We start from the raw sequence: 17,503 nt of genomic DNA on the forward strand, positions 1-17,503 counted from the left end.
CTATCCTCTCACCAGCTTAACAGTCTTGTCAGCCCGTTTGATTATCCTGTAGAAATCATCTTCGATCCCATGTCGTTTTACGAGTTCCCGACGCATAGCCAGCGGCTCAGCAATCTCACGTTTAACCGATGCAACCCCTTCGCGAAAAGCACCCGCGCCCAACAAATGGTAGGCAAACTGAAGGTGGTCTGTGAGCATAGTGTCCAGGTCGCGCATAAGGCGGTGAAACCGGATCGATGTCGGTAGAGCTCTAACAGCGCACGCAAAACGTTCCATTGATTCTGCTTGATCGGAAGCTGGATCGGCTCCGGAGAAGAAGGCCATCAGACCACTATCATACTGGCTGGAAAAGACCCGATACCGATCGTTATCGGCACCCAAAATATCCTCGAAAAGCCCACGGATGCGATAGAAACATCTATTGTAGAGCTTGAAAATGATGTTCAGAATGACCTCTTCCTCGTCTTCCTCCTGTCCCTCATCTCCTTCCTGTCTTCCAACCGCTTCCACCAGTTTGTTCACAATCAAACGATAGATAGACCGGGAGGTAACAAACTCACCAACCGCGGAAGTACTAATCAAATCAGACACAGATCTCTCACCGTCGATCTGGCTTAAAATCTGGAACTCCGGTACCGACAGTCTGATCTCGTCGCCTGAGATTTTGGGTATTTTTGAAATTGCAAGCATGACGTCGTCGGGAGGAAGAACCTTCTGTATTTCCATCCACTCGTCGATCCTGCGGGTTCCCTCAAGAATGACATTCATGGTTGACAGGTCAACCAGGAACGGAGCATCCTTGGGGGTCTCATCCTCACGGAAAACGAAATTCCCATCGCTCCAGGAAAAAAGATTGTAGACAATTTCCTCGACTTGCTGCTTGAGCACTTCAGCCACTTCAGCCTTGTCGAAAATCTTCATGTCAATCAGGGTTGTACCAAGCTGGCGTCCCGTCTGCCGATGCAGCGTGATGGCACGTTCAAGGTCGGCTTTTGAAATCCGACCTCGATTGACCAGCATATTGCCCAGCAAATCTTCTGAGGAATTGACCGAAGCGGCGTGGATTATGTTACCATCCTTGAAGGCCACCAGCTTACCTCTGGTTGCTGTTTCGACAGAGAGTATCCCTGTCTTCTTCCCGGTGGACAGCAGTTGCAAAATGTCGGGGAACGATACTGTTTTGAGATTTCCGGACAGACTCATCTTGTGTCCTTCAACTGATCTAGTACAACTCGTGGTTTGCCCCATTGGGGCTGCTTCCATATAGTTATCGGGTATCTTCGACGGGAACTTAAACGCAAAAGAGTTCAATTCGGAAGTTGCTGAGAGGCAACAATATGGTGTTATTGGGCAAATCGCAGGTGCACGATACCGACTCGGTCGAGGTGAGTAATCGTCAATGAGTCAATCTCATTGGATATTTCCTGAGTAAAAACCTGATCGATATCCGGGTCAGATAATGATCGCAAGATTATCGACGACAACCCCAATGTATCTATCCAAGGTAATAAAAGCTGAAGATCGCTGATTCGTCTGCCCACTACCAAGCGGTCGATTCCACCCAGACCAGCATCAGGTAGAAAATCGGAGTCGATATTATCTACGAGGAGCAGACAAGATTTGTCTCCTGTCCAAACCAGACCGTCGCGAAAAGGATAGAATCCGATACCGACGCGGCTCGCCGGATGTTTGGGAGAAACCACAATTTCCATAGCTCCAGATTCCTCCACAGGCTGGCGGATGATATCTCGAAAGCTGAATTCCAGACGTTTAGGAACGATCACTGTCTCCGCGGCCAACCGATTGCCAACCCGAACCAAATCATCAATCGCCCCATAGTCAGCCGAAAGGACAAATATGGAGTGCAAGGCTTTAATGTCGAATCTCTCCAACATAGGCACAAGAATGCGGTCATCGATGGGATAGTCGCGCTCCAGCATACCGGTGATGATGAGATCGCCGTACGGCTGTTCTCCCTGCCTGACTACGGCAGCAATTCCTCCCGGAACTGTAGTCAGCCAAATGTTGGTGTGATCAGTCTCGTTTATGAGAGCCGCCGGACGAAGCAAGGCCAGATTGGTCAATACGACCAGTGAGATGACAACGAATCGACGTATTCGCCTGGACTTGAGTGCCCACACCCCCAGCACAAGGTAGATATAGCAGGCAATGACAACCCCTGCCGGGACCGAATCGATCTGAATAACCGGCGCATTCTCCCCTCCAAAGAATTGAAGACACCGGAGGATAAGCTCCATCAACAGATTGACCAGCGAACCGGTGAAAGCCCCTAAAGCCGGAAGAATAAAATCGGCCATCAGGACCCCCAAAATGCCAAGCACAGCCCCCGAAGTCAGCACCACGATCAGCACATTAGCCACTACGGAAAGAACCGGCAAACGCTGGAAATAGAAAGCTATCAACGGAGCCGAACATACCTGCGCAACAATTGCTATGGCCAATGGCACAACGACACAATAATACCACCAGCGGCGGCGATCCATTCGGAAAATCTTCAACACGGCGGGGGTGACAAATATCAACCCCCAGGCTGTGACAAAGGAAAGCTGAAAACCGACATCGAAGAGTTGGGTGGGATCGAACAGCAGGATTATCGCTGCCGCGGCGCTGATGATATTGTTGAGATCTGTTCGTCGTTGTACCAAACGACTCAGAAGCACCAGAGTGGCCATCACCGAGGCTCGCACTACTGATGGTTCCCCGTATGAGATGAGCGTAAATAACACCAGTACTGCCAGCAGAATAATCGTCCTCACTCGACGTGATAATGAAAGCGGCCGTATCAGGAAAATGAAAAAACCCAGCACCAGGGCGACATTGGAACCGGATACAGCCAGCAAATGAAGGGTTCCGGAATCACGAAACCAGCCATACACTTCAACGGGGATATTCCTGGTTTCGCCAATAAGAAATCCGGCCGCCAAAGCTGCCGCTCGAGGACTCAGATTACGGTTAAGCGCATCTACAATTCCACCCCGAACTCCATCGGCCATATTGAACAGACCATAACGATTCCGTTTGTCCAGACGCAGGTCGAGAAGGGTCGTCATGTAGACAATGCCGTGGATGCCCTTGAGATTGAGGTAGCGCCGATAGTCAAATCCACCGGGAGACACACTACCGCGCAGAGGATAGATACGACCAAGGAATTCCAGACGATCCCCGCGTTGGAGGCAGGTCGTTGTATCTTCCAATCGCACCAGCACTGTTCCGTGTACCGGATACACGCCGTCGGCAACGAGGGAATCCACCCGGACCTTAAGTTCAGTCCGATCGGTGCGTAGCTTGGGCCAGTCGCTCACCTGACCATAAATGTGATACCGTTGTTCTCCGTCAGCGTAGTTGGCTACATGACCCGCACCGGTAGGATAATAGCGAAGGCTGTAATGAAAAGCCGAGAAACACAGCAGAGCCAGCCCCAGAGCCACGGCGGCGTGAGTACTCTTCTTTCTTAGTAGCCAGATAATCCCGAGCAGAGCCGCAATGGCCGCTATGGACAGATACACCCACACCGGTAACCGTAGCTGGTCGGCAAAGACAATCCCAGGGACGATCGCCATCAACAAGAATAGACTAGGGTAAGCACGCAGCATAATAGCCCCTGAAGATCACTTTCGAATCAATAGACGTCTGAGCAGACTGAGCTCCTGTACTCTTAGAATCAAACAGAACAACAGATACAACAGACCGGCTACAATCATTGGCACCACCAATTGAATAATCCTTCCCGTTAGAGTAGCTGGATCGAAAACAAATTGGTAAGGCATCAACTGAGCTACATGAAATGCGGCCATGGCTGCAATCAGAATCCGGAAAAACTTGAGGCCAACATGAGCCATCGATACTTGAATCCCGGTGCTTGGCAGCCACCTTAACAACAATAGAAAGTTGACAATCCCGGCAATCGAAGTAGCCGCTGCCAAACCCGCGAAATCCAGAAGGCGTATCATTGGGTAGTACAAAACAAGATTGACGCCCACCGCAATAAGGGAAGCCTTCATCGGTCGGCGTGAATCTTTGACAGCATAGAAAAAAGCTACCGTCACCCGCACTGCCGCGAAACCAATCAGCCCGTAAGAAAAATGAAGCAGAGCCAGGGTTGTTCGCCCGGACGAGATAGCCGTGAACGCTCCCCACTGATAGATCAACTCAATGACTTCACGCCCCATAAACGCCAGGAAGACTGCTGATGGAACCACCACAAACAGGTTGGCCCCGATAGCTTCCTCGTACGTTCGACCAAGCTTAGTCGTTTCACCACGAGCCACCATCTCTGAGGCCTTCGGCAACGCCACCGTTCCCAGAGCCACCGCAAAGACACCCAGAGGGAGATGCATGAGACGATAAGCGTAGCTCAGATACGACATGGCTCCCTCCATCAGGAAGGACGCTAACAGAGTCGAGATCAGTATATTAACCCGACCTGCCGATAGGCCGGCTATCATCGGCAACAATAACCGCCCCACTTTTTTCAACCCTTCGTCGAGCAAGGATAGGCAAAAGCGGAATCTGTATCCAATTCGCAGAAGTGATGGCAACTGCACAGCGACCTGACCAACACCCCCAACTACTACTCCAATCGCCAGCGTATAGATGGACTGATCATAATAGCGATACAAACAAATGACCGTCAGCACCGTCCCCAGGTTGAACATAGCTGGTGAAAGAGCCGGAATCCCAAACCGTCCAAAGGAGTTGAGCATTCCCATTACCAACGCCGACAACGAAACAAGCAACAGATAGACCATCATCACGCGTGCCATTCCTACAGTCAAATCGAACTTGTCCGGACTGTCTGTAAATCCGTGAGCCATCAAATAAACTATCGCCGGGGCGGCAACGATACCCAATAGCACGATCAGCCCCACAACTACTAGAACAGCGGAAATGACAACATTAGCCAGTTTGAAGGCCTCGTCTGTTGATTCCTTTACTGCCTTTTCTTTGAAAATGGGGATAAAAGCGGCAGAAAGTGCTCCCTCAGCGAACATATCTCGCAACAGGTTAGGGATTCGGAACGCAACCACGAAGGCATCGGTTGCGAAACCAGCGCCAAAGAAATAGGCCATGACCTGCTCACGTACGAGGCCCAGAACACGTGAGAAAGCAGTTGCCCCCGAGACCAATCCGGCCGATCGCACCAGGGAGTCATTTTTTTCTTTACTGATTGACAAAACTATATTGCCGACTATATTTAGAAGCTAAACGAAAACGATCCTGGTAATTTGAAAGGACATACCAGTGCCGCAACATAAATCCTGCGCTAAACGGATGAAAACCTCCGCCGTACAACGCGACCGCAATCGAGCGTTCCGTACTCGGTATCGGTCCGCCATCAGAGACTTGCGCGCCGAAACTAATGCCGAAGAAGCCGCTCGCAAGTATCGCCTGACAGTCAGTATGATCGACCAGGCAACTACTCGTGGCCTGCTTCACAAGAACAACGCCGCCCGGAACAAAGCCCGGTTGGCAGTAATGGTGAACAAGCTGAGCTAAAGCTCGTCCGGACCGATTTATTGAACGCCCTGCTCTTAAATAGCGGGGCGTTTCTCCTTGCTTCATCAATCTCTTCCTAACCACTCCACGAATCTTTACTACCAAGCCACCAGAAAATACATTCTGGCAATATACCGGAATCCGGTCCAGTCTTTAATTAGACAAAGTTACCGCTGACAGATCAAGGCTTCAACTATATTTTCGGAATAACACCAGTCAATGTAGAGAGCAAATTTGGGCTCTGCCGGGAAACGACGCACTGTCTCAATATGGCAATCTCTTTGGGACAAAGATTACCATATGAAAAGATATACATAAGCCAGTCATCCAGCAACTAAGCAGTAGTCAATTGATATTGACCGATCACCCCACTGAAAAAAAATCCCCGTGTTAACCACGGGGATTGTTCAAATCATGAAAATGTTTTCAGCAGGCCCTATTTCCTTCTGGCTCGGACACCAAGGCCAGCCAGTCCCAAGCCTACGAGAAGAAGAGTAGTAGGTTCAGGAATGGCATCGGAAGGATCATCATTTGTAGTATTGTAATCGATAGACAAAACGGAAGAATTCAGATTAACACCATAGTCAAAAATAGGTGTCATAGAGACGTTGAGCTGGCTGGAATTCCACAACTCAGAATCAATATCGGTCATATCGATGATATTGTTGGTTTCACCTGCCCATTCCCAACCACCATACTCTGTCCACATACATGTACCACCTACCTGGACAATATCCACTCCAAAGCCGTAATAGCGCCAACCAGAAATCTCAAGAGTAGCGCTGGAAACGGTAAAATCATCAGGGACGTTCATGTAGTCACCGCTCAGAGTGTGACCCCAAGTCTCCGTTTCTAACCAACCAATACAGCCTTCGGTGAATTCAATCTGGGACACATAACTAAACCCAGGCGCATCAACGCCATAATTATCGACAGCTGTTTCAACGTATGCAAACTCTGGATCGGTGTTGAACTCTGGTGTAGTGTCGTAGTAGCTAAGGTTCCGAACAGATCCTACGAATGCAAAGGCAAATAGTGTTGACGGAATAGTCAAGACGATAGCCAAAACCAGCAAAAACTTTAGATAACGATCCAATGTGACCTCCTGATCAATATATATTGCTGAAAAATTGAGCAAATTACAGGCCAGTTCGCAATCTTAGCGTGAGATTCTTGTATCTAACACTATATCAATGAGTTACTAATGTTCGACAGTATGGCCAAAAGGCATGATTGGAGGAGAATTATGCAACTGAATGCCATATTGTTACCTAACCCCTGCATGTACACCGCAAGACATGTGGGATAGGCTTTTTATGGATTACGGAGACGTTATTTTGTCAATCGCCCTTATGTCGTCTCGTTTTCTCCATCTCGCTGGAAGGCGGGATCAATGATTGAGCACATAAACCTTCCCATCATAGATAGAAACCTTATGGGATTGAGCACGGAGGTTCACAAGTTCGCGGAAAAACGCTTCTTTCTCCTCAACAGGCGTATCGTCCGCCAGAACGGAAATGGGGAAGTCAATATTAAGAATCCGGCAATTGGTCATCACTCCTATGAAATCAGGTGGAAATAGATGGTCCGACAGAGCCGCACTCACGAGATCATTGAGAGAGAAACTCGGTAATGTCATGATTGCCGAATATGAACCGGAGCGAGTGATATTTCCAGTGGCACCTGACGGCTCTACAATTTGCTCATAGCGACCGTGGCAATGAATCGAGTGAACCAGATGATCTAGTGAGGCTGGACAGCCGGCACGACTGGAGTGACGCAATTGACAGCGAAGCTGCTCCTTCCCGAAATCGAAATCGACAGACAATGTGTCGGACGAGGACAATTCTTTTTCGGATGACCTCTCGATGACAATTTGGTCGGGGTACTTGGCTGCAAGCCCAGTCAGATGCTCTATATTGAATCCTGCCAGACCGAGCTGAATCGTGGCCAGAGAAATTGATTCGGGAGTCGCTATCTGCAAGGGAAAGTGATTCAGACTCGCAGCGGCAAGGGCATCGAAATCCGGTCTGTTCTCCAACAACAGAAAACCATCGTCTAAGGCCATAGCCAAGAAAGGATGGCGAACCAAACGGATTTCATCCAGAGTTAGCCCATCTGTGTCATTTGACTGCTGGGACCATTCAAATGAACAGATTCGGTCCCGGTCAACCACCCGGATATTTTTAAGAGCCTTCAGATCCATGTCGGCCGAGAGAGCAAGCCATATGCCCAGGTCTGAAAGGTTATCCGGATAGCATCAAGTTGTTATTACACAGCTTTTTATATGTTTTAAGAATACTGTGGGTATGGCGTCGAACAACTTCGATCACCCGTTCCTGACACAAGGTATGCAATTGGAGTCACAGCTCTGGTCTGGATTCGTCACTGCAGTTCAACCCTACCGATCGAACATAGCTGTGGTGCGCCTATAGTATGACAGTCGATGAGATTGTCATGATGGAAAAACACCGTCGCAGGAGTAGCCTTAATGCAGTTAGGCTCGTCTCACTGATGATGAGTAGCGAGAGGTACAGCAGCCAACTTGCTGTGTGCAATGCCTTACTTTGGGTTGGTGGGAGAGACCAATCTTACAACCGGATTCCTTTGCGGATCGGTTTGAAACCCGATTTCCGAGAGTCCGACGGATCGGGCTTGAGTGATATCTCGGTATTGGTTGGAAGCGAAGCATAGTTTGCTGGAGACAGGAGCGATCGATTCTCAACCTGCTTGACATAACCCACGGCCAACGCAAACTGGCGGCTGTATTCCAGAAGAAGACGTGCCCGTTCCTTATCCTGGGTGAGACTCTGTCTCTTACCGGAGAACGAAAATACAAACTCGGGGTTGGATGACATAACCTGAACCGCCTTGATCTTCTGATCGGACAGACGTGTCTTAAGAAATCGAAGTAAGGCAAAAAAGGCACCAAACTCCAGATCGAGCACCGAACCGTGGGCACGGCACCGGAACAGAACCCCATAGTCCGGTACAGCGAAACTGATCATCCCACCGGCGAAACCGATATCGGTCAGGTACGGATCATTCAGACTATTGTTGAAAGCAGCAGTATAGCACTTGATAAAAGTCGGTTTCTTGTCCATTCCCTGCATTCAGCAACGCCTGTGCCGGCGCCGAAGGCGCTTTATGTAGTACGCAATTACGGTTGAGAGACAAGGCCTTAGGCGGATAACAGAATAGCCGTGGTTCGACCTGAAATAGCAATCTATGAAATCAAACTCACAATTTCAGTCGATTGATTTCATTAAGTCTTCGCGCAACCCCTCCCCGGCTTCGATGTACTTACCGGTAGCAGTGGCATAGATTTCGTCTGCGTCGTTTCTGACTTCTCCCTCTGTCAGGAATACTCTCCCCTTTGATTTGACAACTCGGCCGGAAAAGGTCAGTTCGTCTCCAACTCTTACCGGTTGAATGAATCGCACCGTCATTTCAGCAGTCACAGCAAAGCGGTCGATTGCTAATACAGCCTTTATCATCACCTCGTCCAACAGAGTCGCAATTAGTCCCCCGTGATAGATACCTCGATAACCCTCAAATTGCTCGGTAGCCTTAACCCTGGTAACAACCTGACTTCCATCATAGAAAAAACGCGCCCCAAGGCCATCTGGGTTTTTATCACCACAGACGAAACAGTGGGAGTATTTGGCGACTTCCTTCATACTCCTTATGTACGGTTATGCGAGTTACTTGTCAATAAGTGCTGGGCGGATACGCCCGACAGAAAAAGGCCCGACCGGAATCGGTCGGGCCCGAAATTGTCAGCATTCCATAAGTTCTGTTATAGTGCAGGAGGCCAGCATTCGCGAGATGAATACGACCACGTCGTTTCGCCACAGGTTGCCACCACGGCAGCCATGCCCGAATTAAATGTAACGTTCATGTTCCAATTGGTGGTATCGGGGGCATCGGCGTCTTTCTGATAGATCATTTCGATGTCGGCCGAGAAAGTACCCGTTTCCGGGCAACCTTGCGTCCAGCCGAAGCTGGATTTGCTTATCTGACCACTAGCATAGGTAACATCCACATCGAACTCTCTCCAGACGGTGGAGTCAGCACTCACGTATTTGGACTTGACGTTCCAACCGCTGGAGCCTTCCACAGAACACAGCTCCTGATCCATGTTGTCGAACTGGTAGTCCGCATTGCCAGCATAGATGGAGTGAGTGACGGTAGTATCCAGGGCGTTGTACACCCAATTGTGCTTATAAAGCAGAGCTTCCAGATCGGTTACACCCTGTTGGTAGGCGTTATCTTTCCGGAACTGGATGGAATCCATTATCACCGAGGAGTAGTCATCGGTGTGGAATTCGAAGTAGATAACATGCCAGCCGTCATCCGTGTACGTAACATAGGATTCATCAGTCTCGGCATTTGGATCAGTCGGACCGTAATGGACAGGATCAACAGTAGTATCAGTTGCCAGGGTACTCACAGAACCAAGCCCGTCGCTAAACCATATCAGTGTCGAATCTACGAACTCAGATACCTGTTCATGCACTGCTAGAAATTCGGGATCGTTAAGATTCCCGACTGTGCCGGTAGAGGTGTCATCACTTGAGCAGCCATAGAAGGCCAGGCTGGCGGCAACAATGGCGACTGTTCCCAGTAGAAGCATGAGTTTGCAGGAACGCATAAGCGTCTCCTTTCTTTGGTCCACAGCTTCTGTTCATACCAGCCACCAAGCGAGATCACTTCAACAAGAAAGCCATTATTGCTTTCTGGATGTGTAACCTGTTTTCAGCCTCATCAAAGACTACCGACTGTGGACTATCCATCACCTCATCGGTGATTTCGCGCCCTCGTTCCGCCGGCAAACAGTGCATCACGACCGCGTTCGGATCGGCCAGAGCCAACAGAGAACTGTTGAGTTGGTATTTCTCTAACCTATTTGCTTTCTCTTCTGCCAGATGTTTCTGCCCCATCGAAGCCCAAACATCTGTATAGAGTACATCGGCACCGGCTACGGCTTCTTTAGGATCCTCTGTCATAGTGATACGACTATCAGTATTGGCTTTGGCTTTCGCCAGCAAATCGGCATCGGGCGTGCAATCGGCTGCTGTCCCTATTCTCAGGTCAATTGGAAGACGAACCGCCAGATTGAGCCAGCTATTGGTAATATTGTTGCCGTCTCCAACATAGGCGATCTTGTATCGATCCTTCGGTCCCAGATGTTCGATGGCCGTGAAATAGTCCCCCAGTATCTGACAGGGATGAACCAAATCGGTCAGTCCATTGACAATCGGGACCGAGGCATGTTGAGCCAACCCCTCGACATCCGACTGCTTGAAGGTCCGAATCATAATCAGGGCGACGTAGCGGGAGAGAACCTGGGCAGCATCGGCGATGCTTTCCCTCTGCCCCAGCTTGATCTGCTCATCGGTGACATAGATCGGTTGACCACCCAACTCGCTGATGCCCACTTCAAATGATATTCTGGTTCTAAGGGAGGCTTTGGTGAAGATACAAGCAACCGATTTCCCTTCCAGGGGTCGCGGTCGAATCTCACCTTTTTTCATCTTGGCACAAAGGTCAAATATCTCATTGAGTTCCTCAGTGCTGAAATCCGTTATCTGGCATAGTGAACGTGACATGCTGGCTCCTTTCCACGACTATTAGTGTCGGACCGATTATATTCAAATTGCGTGGAATAACGGACCTTGCCCGGCTTATGTCAAGCACAGCTCACCTACAGTGTCAAGGTAAATGCTTGCCAACTGCAACCACGACGTCGATACTACGTATCGAATAGGTAGAAACCAGAAGAAAGTGGTTTAGTGTACTATGAGTAAGCGACGTAACATATTCGGATTTGTGCTGATCGCCCTCGGGTTCCTGCTCGTTCTTCGAGCTATCGACCCGTATCTGTTTGGCTTCCAGCATATGGCGCGTTACCTGCTTCCTGTGGGTCTGATTCTTCTGGGCGGATGGTTGATCATTCGAAGGCGTAAACTTGAGGAGTGCTACGATCCGGGGCAGGACGCTCAAACTGGATATGACCCAGGCAGTGCAAGTGCTTCTTCTACCGTACAGCCGGAATTCGTCCGAACGGATAACACGGGGCGTGCTTCGGGAACGACAGGCAACCAATCGGGACCTGATATCGGTTGTGTGAAGAGCACACGATATAATAAGCTCTTGGGGGATATTAATATCGACTGCAAAGGTGTCAGCTTGCGCAATATCGAAGTGTCATGCGGGTTAGGGGATATTGAAGTCAAGGTCCATGGTGGCATTTTGGCCGATGGTCTCAACAGGATAGTTATCTCTGGATTCATCGGCGACTGTCGGGTGCTGGTCCCACCGGGAATGGAACTATTCGCACATTGCTCCAACTTCATTGGCGATATCGAAACCATGAGCCAGCGTGACTCCGGCTTCGGCAACAACCTCGATAGCCAATCTCCCGGCTACGCGACAGCGGACAAGCGTCTCTATATTACCGCCAACAATTTCATCGGCGACATCAAGATCATGGAAGTGTGAGGTGGGCACAGGTGCTGGTAGTTTCTCGTAGGGTGGAACCCCTTAGCGGTTCCGCCATCTTGCCAATTAACACCCAGCCACCCCCATGGGTGTCATGCTGAAAATCTTTTGGGCATGATTCGGACCCTTGTGTCCGCTGCCCTTCGACTTCGCTCAGGATGAAGGACAACGGTAACCAGCGAATTGGCAGAACCACCAAGAGGGTTTCGCCCTACAGGGAATCATACTCAAACAAGTTTGAGCATGGCACCCTCGCTATAGTATATACCGGCTCAGGTCTTCGTCTTCGACGATAGCCGCGAGTTCTTTTTCCACCTTCTTGGCCGTGATCTTGATCTTCTTCTTCCCCTCAGGTGGCTCAAACAGAATATCCTCAAGCAGCGTTGTCATGACTGTCTGAAGTCGGCGTGCTCCAATATTCTCGGCCTCGGTATTGACTCGCTCCGCGTAAGACGCGATACGCTTGATAGCAGCCTTGTCAAAGACCAGCTCGACACTTTCAGAGCGAATGAGGGCCTGATACTGCTTCACCAGAGCCGCTTCCGGTTCGACTAAAATTCGTTCCAGGTCCTCTTTGCTGAGAGAATCAAGTTCGACTCTTATGGGGAATCGGCCCTGTAATTCAGGAATGAGATTGGACGGGCTGGTGCCGTGGAAAGCTCCGGCGGCGATGAACAGGATATGATCGGTGTGGACCATGCCGTATTTCGTCATGACCGCACAGCCCTCGACGATGGGCAGAATGTCGCGCTGGACGCCCTCACGACTGACATCAGGGCCGGTCCTGCCATCATCGCCAACGATCTTGTCGATCTCGTCGACAAAGATAATCCCGGCGTTCTGCACTCGGTTCAGCGCTTCCGAGATGACCTGATCCATATTAGTCAGTTTGCCGATTTCTTCATTATGGAAGAACTTGCGGGCGTCTTTGATTGACATCTTGCGCTGCTTGGTTTTTTTTGGCATAAGTCCGGAGAACATTTCCTGGAAGTTGACCCCCATTTCCTCCATGCCCATCGGCGAAAATATCTCGATAACAGGAAATTGATTCTGAGGGGCATTGATTTCGACTTCCCGTTCATCCATTTTGCCAGCCAGTAGTTTTGCCCTGAGTTTATCTCTGGTTTTGGTGATTGTGTCTTTCTTTTCCAAGTCGGCGGCCTGAACGGGAGCACGTTTGACTGGCATCAGTAGCAGGTCTAGAAGGCGTTCAGTCGTATTTTGCTGTGCCTTCTCCTGAAGCGCGGCTGATTTTTCGAGTTTGACCATGTTGACGGCGATATCCATTAGGTCACGAATCATCGATTCGACGTCGCGTCCCACGTAGCCGACCTCGGTGAATTTGGAAGCCTCAACTTTGATCAGGGGTGCTTTCGCCAAATCAGCCAAACGTCGGGCGATCTCAGTCTTGCCAACACCAGTCGGACCCATCATGATTATGTTGTTGGGCATTATCTCATGGCGAATATCTTCGGGAGCCTGTTGTCGCCGCCAACGGTTGCGAAGGGCGATAGCCACTGATTTCTTGGCCTTGTCCTGACCGATAATGTACTTATCGAGATGAGATACGATCTCTGCCGGAGTGGGATAAGAATTGTTCATTTGATCGTTTCTACCGTTATCTGATTGTTGGTGTAGACACAAATTTCTGAGGCGATCTCCAGTGATTTCCTGGCAATTTTCTCGGCTGTTAATTTGGGATTAGCGACCAACATAGCGCGCGCCGCTGCAAGCGCATACGGTCCGCCAGAGCCAATGGCAATAATGCCGTCATCCGGTTCAATCACGTCACCATTACCGCTAAGCAGGAAAATCTGCTTTCGGTCGGTCACGGCGATAACAGCCTCCAGTTTCTGGAGAACTTTGTCGGTTCGCCACTCCTTAGCCAACTCGACTGCCGCTCGGGAAAGATGGCCCGAGTATTCCTCAATCTTCTTCTCGAGCAGTTCGTACAGAGCCAGAGCATCTGCCGCCGTTCCGGCAAATCCAGCCAGAATCTTCCCGTCGCGCATCGAGCGAATCTTGTTGGAGTGCGACTTGAGCACCATGTCGTCAAGCGTGATCTGACCGTCACCGGCCATAGCGGCCTGACCCTTGTGGATCAAACCAAGGATGGTAGTTGAACGTGTGTGCATTAATCTCTTTTCTATTCTTTGGCCCCGGAACGCGGGTGCGCGCGCCGGTAGACTTTCTTCATGGTTTCAGCCGTTACGTGTGTATATTTTTGAGTAGTCGATAACGAAGCGTGGCCCAGGATTTCTTTGATAAGGATCAGGTCAGCGCCATTTTCGAGCAGATGCGTAGCAAATGAATGGCGCAGCGTGTGGGGGGTAAAATCAAGCCCTTTCCCCCGTCCGAATTTCTTCACTCGCCGGTCTATGGAACGAACACTGAGCGGCTTCCCCAGACGATTGAGAAACAGGCTATCAGAATCCGACTCTTTTCGATCCGCAAAGATATTCCGAAGGACAAGATAGCGCTCAATATCTTTCAGAGTCTGGTCGCCAACCGGCACTACCCGTGTTTTGTTGCCCTTACCGATGACAGCAATCAGACCCCGTTGCATGTCGATATCCTTGAGGGTGATTCGCGCCAGTTCCTCCCGTCGAACGCCGGTGGCATACAACAAGGCTACCATAAGAAAATCACGCAGGTGAAGATACCCCTTTCCGGTTCCGTCGGACACAGAAACTTCAAAGAGAGAAACGCTGTCCTTCTGGGTAATGAAATCTGGCAGAGCGGCGTTGAACTTCATCTTAGGCAATTTGAAGATGTACTTGATCATATTCGGTCGAGACCCGAGGTATTTCTGAAAACCGTTGACGGCGCTGAGGAATCGGGCCAGTGAACGGTTAGACACGCCTGCTTCTGAGCGTTCCCGTAAATAGATACGCAAATAAAGAGGATCATTAGGAGCGTTGCCTGGAAGCGCAGCATGCTGTTCTTCCAGCCAGCTTATCCATGGCACCAAATCCCGACCATAGGCCTCTCTCGTTTTCTCAGAGAAACGCCTCCGTGATGTCGGATCATCCAGATATTGTTGTAATACTCGAGTCAACATACAACTAATGATAGAGGATAAGAGCCGGAGGGTCAATTCAATTTGCGGACATAAGAACAGCCGGAGCCCTTCAGGACCCCGGCTGGTGATTATCTACACATACGGATGACGGTTTAAGTGACCGTTTTTTCCTCCGCACTCTCATTGGTCACAGTGTTTTTGCATTCGGGACACTTGAGATACTCACCCTTTACCTTGGAGACCTTCTGGACCAGGTAGGGGTGTTTGCACGCAGGACACGGTGTGGGTACCGGTCGATCCCAGGATGCGAAATCACATTTGGGATATTTTGAGCAACCGAAAAATAGCCGACGACTGCGAGTCTGTTTCTCAACAATGTCTCCCCCGCAGCCAGACTTGGGACACTTAATTCCCAATGTAATTGCCTTGGTTGTCTTGCAATCAGGGTATGCAGAGCAGGCCAGAAAACGGCCAAAACGGCCAGTTTTGACCACCATCGGTGAACCGCATTTCTCGCACTTCTCGTCAGTCTTATTTTGCTCTTCTTCCTCCGGCAACGGTCGGGTCGACTTGCACTCTGGGTAAGCGGAACAGGCCAGAAAGCGACCATTGCGACCCCATTTGACAATCATCGGTGAACCGCATTTCTCACAGGCAATATCGGTTTTCTCGGTCAGGGAGGCTTTTATTTCGCTCTCACGGGCAGTGAGACCGTCGATTGTCTTCTTGAACGGCGTATAGAAAGCGCCGATGACTTTGACCCAATCGTCTGTCCCATCCGCTACCGCATCAAGTTCCTTTTCCATGCTGGCTGTGAATTTAACGTTGAATATCTTGGGCAAATGCTCCACCAGAATGCGCGTGACTGCCTTACCCAAATCGGTCGGTACCAGTTTGCGCTGGTCAAGGTCGACGTACTTTCGGGATTTTAGCGTAGAGATAATCGTCGCATATGTAGATGGTCGCCCAATGCCGTCAGCTTCCAGTCGCTTCACCAGCATAGCCTCCGAATATCTACCAGGAGGTTTTGTAAATGACTGATTTGGCTCAAGTTTCAGCAACTTGAGCAAGTCCTTCTCATTCAGTTCGGGGAGGTTTTCAAGTCCATTCTTGCCATTGCCGTTTTCATCTGGTTCCTTTTCAGCACGGTAGAGCTTAATGAAACCATCGAACTTGATCCGCTGGGCAGTGGCCCGCAAAGTGAACCGTCCGGCCTTAATGTCAACCGTCTCAACGCTGTAGACAGCCGGTTTCATCTGGCAGGCGATGAACCGATTCCAAATCAACGTGTAGAGCTTATACTGCCGGGGTGTGAGATACTTCTTAACGTCCACTGGTGGCAGGGTCAAATAACTTGGACGGATAGCTTCGTGAGCATCCTGGGCTTTTTTCTTGCTCGAATATATCTGCGCTTTGGCCGGAAGATAGCTCTTGCCATAGATCTCCTCGATATACTCACGAGCACCAGTCAACGCCTCGGCCGCAATCCTGGTTGAGTCGGTACGCATATAGGTAATGAGTCCCGTCGGACCTTCCTTACCCATTTCGATTCCTTCGTAAAGGTCCTGCGCGATCCGCATTGTCACCTTGGGCGAAAAGCCATGAGCTTTGGCCGCTTCCTGTTGCAGCGTAGAGGTAATAAACGGAGCGTACGGTCGTCTTTTCTTCTCACTTCTCTTGATCTCGTCCACCACGAAATCTGCTTTTTCCAGCTCGGCAACGTATCCCTTTACTTCGTCTTCGCTATTAATGCAGACCTTGGTCTTGCCCTTGAGTTCAGATGGCTTGACGACAGTTAGCTTGTCGATCTTATGCAGACGAGTCTTGAACTGCTCCTGCTTGTCCGTTTCGAGTTGAGCATTGATCTGCCAGTACTCGGTGGACTTGAAGGCCTTGATCTCGGCCTCACGTTCGCACACCAGGCGTAGTGCCACCGATTGCACTCGTCCCGCGGACAGATTTCGAGCAATCGTCTTCCATAAGAAAGGCGACACTGTATAACCCACCAATCTATCGAGCACTCGACGGGCCTGCTGGGCATTAACGAGATTCATATTTATCTCGCGGGGATTCTTGACGGCCTCAGTCACAGCGCGTTTGGTGATCTCATTAAAAGATACCCGAACGAAATTGGCCTTGCACTTGTCTCCAAGGCTGTTAGCAACATGCCAGGCTATCGCTTCCCCCTCGCGATCCGGATCAGGGGCCAGATAGATCGTATCCGCCTTTTTGGCGGCCTTCTTCAGCCCCGTGATGACCTTCTGCTTGCCTTCAATTACAGTATACTGAGGCTCAAAGTCGTTTTCGGTATCAATACCAAGCTTAGACTTGGGCAGGTCGATAATGTGTCCCACGGTGGCAACGATATCGAAATCCTTACCCAGAAAACGGGCGAGGGTCCGTGACTTCGCAGGTGACTCAACTATGAGAAGATTCCTGGCCATATGCTTCCTTTGCGGA

Annotated in this window: 15 protein-coding genes; 2 read left to right on the plus strand and 13 right to left on the minus strand. The window is 50.0% G+C overall.

What is annotated here, in order from left to right; all coding sequences use genetic code 11:
* The 3 genes from KOO62_09310 to murJ form a co-directional block, all read right to left on the minus strand.
* The gene (locus KOO62_09310) at positions 1-1,203 is read right to left on the minus strand and encodes a DUF4388 domain-containing protein (GenBank protein MBU8934189.1); all 1,203 of its coding nucleotides are present in this window, start codon (positions 1,201-1,203) and stop codon (positions 1-3) included.
* Positions 1,204-1,343: 140 nt separating this feature from the next.
* Positions 1,344-3,614, minus strand: a complete 2,271-nt coding sequence (locus KOO62_09315; protein ID MBU8934190.1) for a ComEC family competence protein — start codon at positions 3,612-3,614, stop codon at positions 1,344-1,346.
* A gap of 15 nt (positions 3,615-3,629) precedes the next feature.
* Positions 3,630-5,195, minus strand: coding sequence for a murein biosynthesis integral membrane protein MurJ (gene murJ, locus KOO62_09320; GenBank protein ID MBU8934191.1), 1,566 nt, complete (start codon positions 5,193-5,195; stop codon positions 3,630-3,632).
* Positions 5,196-5,262: 67 nt separating this feature from the next.
* On the opposite strand from murJ, the gene rpsT reads away from it, so the two are divergent.
* A complete protein-coding gene (gene rpsT, locus KOO62_09325; GenBank protein ID MBU8934192.1) occupies positions 5,263-5,517 on the plus strand; it encodes a 30S ribosomal protein S20 in 255 nt (84 codons plus the stop codon).
* Positions 5,518-5,953: 436 nt separating this feature from the next.
* On the opposite strand, the gene KOO62_09330 is transcribed toward rpsT, so the two are convergent.
* From KOO62_09330 to argF, 6 genes are all read right to left on the minus strand, one after another.
* On the minus strand, positions 5,954-6,613 hold the full coding sequence (locus tag KOO62_09330) for a PEP-CTERM sorting domain-containing protein (GenBank protein MBU8934193.1): 660 nt from the start codon (positions 6,611-6,613) through the stop codon (positions 5,954-5,956).
* 294 nt (positions 6,614-6,907) lie between these two features.
* Positions 6,908-7,723, minus strand: coding sequence for a hypothetical protein (locus KOO62_09335; protein ID MBU8934194.1), 816 nt, complete (start codon positions 7,721-7,723; stop codon positions 6,908-6,910).
* Positions 7,724-8,108: 385 nt separating this feature from the next.
* On the minus strand, positions 8,109-8,621 hold the full coding sequence (locus tag KOO62_09340) for a hypothetical protein (protein ID MBU8934195.1): 513 nt from the start codon (positions 8,619-8,621) through the stop codon (positions 8,109-8,111).
* Between the two features lie 144 nt (positions 8,622-8,765).
* Entirely contained in the window at positions 8,766-9,197 is a 432-nt protein-coding gene (locus tag KOO62_09345; protein ID MBU8934196.1) for a PaaI family thioesterase, read from the minus strand.
* Positions 9,198-9,316: 119 nt separating this feature from the next.
* Positions 9,317-10,171 carry a hypothetical protein gene (locus KOO62_09350; GenBank protein MBU8934197.1) on the minus strand — a complete coding sequence of 285 codons (855 nt, stop codon included), beginning with the start codon at positions 10,169-10,171 and terminating at the stop codon, positions 9,317-9,319.
* Between the two features lie 55 nt (positions 10,172-10,226).
* A complete protein-coding gene (gene argF / locus KOO62_09355) occupies positions 10,227-11,129 on the minus strand; it encodes an ornithine carbamoyltransferase (protein MBU8934198.1) in 903 nt (300 codons plus the stop codon).
* Positions 11,130-11,319: 190 nt separating this feature from the next.
* Between argF and KOO62_09360 the strand changes: the two genes are divergently transcribed.
* Positions 11,320-12,021, plus strand: a complete 702-nt coding sequence (locus KOO62_09360) for a cell wall-active antibiotics response protein (protein MBU8934199.1) — start codon at positions 11,320-11,322, stop codon at positions 12,019-12,021.
* A 255-nt stretch (positions 12,022-12,276) separates the two neighbouring features.
* On the opposite strand, the gene hslU is transcribed toward KOO62_09360, so the two are convergent.
* From hslU to topA, 4 genes are all read right to left on the minus strand, one after another.
* The gene (gene hslU, locus KOO62_09365) at positions 12,277-13,623 is read right to left on the minus strand and encodes an ATP-dependent protease ATPase subunit HslU (protein MBU8934200.1); all 1,347 of its coding nucleotides are present in this window, start codon (positions 13,621-13,623) and stop codon (positions 12,277-12,279) included.
* Positions 13,620-14,156 (minus strand): ATP-dependent protease subunit HslV, encoded by a 537-nt coding sequence (gene hslV, locus KOO62_09370; protein ID MBU8934201.1) that lies wholly within the window; start codon positions 14,154-14,156, stop codon positions 13,620-13,622. Before hslV ends, hslU begins: the two co-directional genes overlap by 4 nt.
* Positions 14,157-14,167: 11 nt before the next feature.
* Positions 14,168-15,082, minus strand: a complete 915-nt coding sequence (locus tag KOO62_09375) for a tyrosine-type recombinase/integrase (protein MBU8934202.1) — start codon at positions 15,080-15,082, stop codon at positions 14,168-14,170.
* A gap of 113 nt (positions 15,083-15,195) precedes the next feature.
* Entirely contained in the window at positions 15,196-17,487 is a 2,292-nt protein-coding gene (gene topA, locus KOO62_09380) for a type I DNA topoisomerase (GenBank protein ID MBU8934203.1), read from the minus strand.
* Between the last annotated feature and the right edge of the window lie 16 nt (positions 17,488-17,503).

It is taken from the genome of Candidatus Zixiibacteriota bacterium, from assembly GCA_019038695.1.
Lineage (GTDB): Bacteria > Zixibacteria > MSB-5A5 > GN15 > FEB-12 > B120-G9.